The organism is Microcystis sp. M079S1, assembly GCF_020246425.1.
Classification (GTDB): domain Bacteria; phylum Cyanobacteriota; class Cyanobacteriia; order Cyanobacteriales; family Microcystaceae; genus Microcystis; species Microcystis aeruginosa.
Map to the genome: position 1 here is coordinate 1 of NZ_JADBSZ010000122.1, position 4195 is coordinate 4195.

Annotated in this window: 1 protein-coding gene and 1 pseudogene; both read right to left on the bottom strand. The window is 43.3% G+C overall.

Annotated elements, in window-relative coordinates:
• Nucleotides 1-174 precede the first annotated feature (174 nt).
• Nucleotides 175-1370 (bottom strand): annotated as a pseudogene (locus IM456_RS08105) (IS4 family transposase).
• 298 nt (nucleotides 1371-1668) lie between these two features.
• Entirely contained in the window at nucleotides 1669-3876 is a 2208-nt protein-coding gene (locus IM456_RS08110; RefSeq protein WP_287691377.1) for a PhoX family protein, read from the bottom strand.
• Nucleotides 3877-4195 lie beyond the last annotated feature (319 nt).

Genomic DNA, 4195 nt, shown 5'->3' on the forward strand with positions numbered 1-4195 from the left:
CCTTAAATGTATCTGGATACACCCCACACAAGCGTTTGAACTCTGTTGGCTTTAAAGTTTTTACTTGTTCGTAAGTCATCTTTCAATCTTAACTCTCGGACTATTTTATCCTATTTTGTCTAGACTTATGCAAGAGATCTAGTATAAATCAGCAATCAAGGGGTGACAGAACAGTTAAAAAGCTTGCTTTATAAGGCTCATAGCCGTTAACCCTTTGGAGAAATAAGGGTTTTTCTGGGGTTTGAGGCGGATCAAAGAAAAGGCAAGTTCCGAGAAAGTATCCATCGACTCAACCCAAAAAGTACCATAAGTACCTATCCAAAAATCACTATGTCTTTCAGCAGAACGATTAGATTCTTTGAGGCGACAAATATAAACACGGTGGGGTAAAATATTGAGTTGTTGACCCCGTATCGTATTTAAAGAATAGGCGATAGCAATCAATAAAACAAGAGCTAAAAAGCGAGGTTCACTAACTTTAGTCTTCTCGATATTATAACCTCCCGTTTTACAATCTTTGAACATAGCTTCAATGCCAAAACGAGATTCATATAACTTTAAAGTCTTCTCTAAAGAGTCAAGATTAGTAAGAAGATACCAGGGAGCTTCGGCTTGTTTACTACGATAGCGTCTCTTCCAGGGAGTTGCCAAATTAAAAAGTCCAAGTTTATGAGAATCTGTATAATAAATTCCTGAGAAAAACTGCTCAGTCCCTGGTTGAATATCCAGAGCTTTTAGAGGTTGATATTTGTCTTCACCTGATAACAGCAAAGATGTTCCCTTCTTTTGCCTCAGAATAAAGGCTATACCCTTTTCGTCTAGCCACTTTCCTAGTTGAACACTCTGAAGTTCTCGATCACCGATCACGACGACTGGATAAGATTTTAAGAGTTTTAACACAGGGTGAGCGAAATTTTTTTTGTTCCCCCAGATTACTACTTCCTTTTTTATCTAGCAATATCCAGTACACAGGTAAGGCTCTTTTTCCACAAATAACACTGGCTACAAATAAATTTCTTCCTTTCCAATCCGTTCTGTCGATTACCAATAACAGATGTCCTAGATGCCTAAGTTTTTTCAGTTTTCTTCTTTGATGTCGATTTTTATTTTTTCTGCTAAACTCTTGCTTAATAATGTGTTTAATTAGCGGAAACCATAACAATTTCACACTTAATTGCGGTAACTTAAGAAACCTCTGTAAATTTCTTCTTCTGCTTTCAAAGGTAATTGGTTGAGGAAATAGGGCAGCTAATCTCTCTAATTGTACCGTTCTGTGACGAGAGTAAGAGCAGTATGAGGATTTGCAGGGTAAGATATTGTGCTTCGCTCAGATTAGCTTGTAAACAAGCCTGATAGAATGATGGTAACATTTTAAATTTTTGAGTGGTTGCCATAACCACTCTATTTCTTTGGGGGACATTTGGCTAGAGTCTTTATCCTGCCTACCTTTAAACCTCTTTGTCACCCCTTGAGAAATCAGCATTCAAATCTCTATTGGCCAATTTTTTGGACATCGAGTCCTCAAATTGCCGCGCTCTACCTCCCCATCGGTGCGTCAGTCCCCACCCGGACTCATGGGGGTTATTTGAAAATCGCACCGATGCACGCGGTGGCTTTATGGGAAGTATGGACAGGAAAGCAAGGGTAAAATTTCCCTTAAAGTCTATTTTAACCAGATTTTGACTCGGTTCGCCGAATCGCCACCACTGCGGGCCGGGGAGGTTGATTAACTTGACCACTGGGCCAATTCGACCCTAGGGGGACTTGCCGCATTTGTTCAAATTCCTGCCCATTAGTGGTTTTAAGCGCAAATTTGCGGTTTTCAAAGGCCAAATCCCGACGAATTCCCCCCGCTTCCCCCGGATGTTGTACTGCCAAAAACAACGTCTCTTGGTCGGGAGTAAAGTACAATCCCGTTAATTCCGCATCCATGGGAGCGATAGCAAAAGGATAGGGATGCTCTTGACCCTTGGCAAACACCCAAGCGCTATTATTGCCAAAAATCCCCAATAAATCCCGTTGACTAACCGGGACCCCTTGGGGATAACGAGTTTTCATCTCTCGATTTAACCCACCCGTGGAAATATCGCTAACCATCCAGAGATTTCCCTGTTGATCGAAAGCGAGGTTATCGGGATTAGAAAAACCCTCACCCTTCTCTGTCGGTTCCCCTCCGTAAGCGACCACATCCCAACGAAAACTTAAGGAAGCAGCATCATTATTATCTTCCCTTAAGCTGATAATCCAACCAAATTCGTAGGGTATTTCGCCATTTGGTCCCTTAAATATCTCCTTATCGGCCCCTCCCTCCGCTTGACTGGGACTACCAGAGGTAAAGGTCATATATAAAGTGCCATTCTCGTCCACTTCCGTATCTTCCGGACGACCAGTACAAGTGACCCCAACGGCGTTAGCGGCAAAATGAGCATCGATGAGAATTGCTCCCTGTTTTTCCGTCCTATTACCTTCATACAGGTCTGCGAGGGTCTTATATTTAGCTTTGTAGGCCAGAATCTCCTCATCGTCCTTAAATAGCAGTAATTTAGTCTCACTGACCGTTCTTTCGGGATTCGGCAAAGCTACCACCCCATCCCCGCGACTAGCGGCAATTTGACTCGGTAGGACGGGATTTATCTCCGTGTCGGGATTTAAGGGTATCCAATAACCGGTTTTATCGGGGTTGAATTTGGCCCCGTAGAGCATTCCTTTTTCCAAGAGTTTTGAGTTATTTTTGTCTTTAATATCGCTAATTTTGCCTTCCGAAACGAATTTATAGACATGACCGCCTCTGCGATCGCATCCTGAATAAACCGCCAAGGATTGCCCCGTTTGAGCGAGAAAAGCGACTGCTTCATGGCGAAAACGCCCTAACCAAGTGTGTTTTGTGCCGTAATCGTCGGGATTGGCCGGATCCACCTCCACCATCCAACCGTATTTATTTCCCGCTAACCCGAAGACGTTACCCCGGCCATCCACTTCCCCACTATTGAGAATAAAGGGGGTAGTATCGGGATGCAAAGGGGAACCATCTTTTAAAACTACCTCCGTCACTTGGTCTTGAAAGTTCTCCTCGGCACTAAATACAGTCCCCCAGGGAGTTGTTCCCCCGGCGCAATTTTGCAACGTTCCGATAATTTTTGCCCCTAATCCGTCATCGTAGCCAAGTTTATCGGTTTTGGTAAAAATTGCTACAGCAGGACCGGTCGCTTTCAGGTAATGACCGTCCTTTAGTCCAGAAATACCGGTAATGCGGCGATCGGCTTTACTATAGGTACGTTGCCATTTTCCCGCTGCATCTTTAGCTAAGGAAATTACGCCAATTCCCTGATCAATTAAGCCTTCTAGGGAGATTTCCTCGATTTTTGCCTTTAAGCTGGCATCTTGCAGGTGATAGGCGGCAATTTCACCCTTTTCGTTCGTTTTTTCCCGTACTTCCTTGACGGGTAGGGTTTTACCGATCACTTGTTCAAAGGTTTGTAGCCAAGTACGACCACTGATATATTCAAAATTAACGGTTAGATAACCTTGACCCGCACTGGTTTCGATAAAAGATAGATAATCATTGTTATAACCGAAACGGGAATCACCCACTGGATCCCCCCACTGCGCCAGCACATCATAGGTGAATCCTTGAGGAAGAACGAGATCATCTAGGACTTTATAGGTTTGATAGGCACTTTTTTGGCTTTCATCGCTCATACCGTCAATTTTTAAGGGAATCGGCAGTTTGACGGCAGCAAAGTTTAAGCTGAAATTATTAGCAGCGATCGCAGGACTGCTGATCAGAGAGGAATATTTTTTCTCTTGCAGACTGAAAAAAGAGACACCAGCAGTGGCAGTTAAAAAGGTGAGGAAATTACGGCGAGAAATACTCATATTTTCAGGAATAAAGTCAAAACTGATACTCAGACCTTGATTAGGTTAAATTTTATTACGGACACCTGACACAGGGATTATACAGTATCCAAGTTATGACTAAGTTAACAGCCAGTTAAAAGTAATCAGTAAACAGTGATCAGTAAACAGTAATCAGTGAAAAGACAGCAGAAAACTGGCAACATCTCAAAAACCGCTGAGAGGTAAGATGAAAGCCACGACAGCATCTCTGGCCTCTCAGCCTATCGCCTGTGGCTGTTAGGTAGTGTCTAGCTAGTGACCAACTTCCAGGCTGAGACTGTTCTGGGGAGCCGCCCGC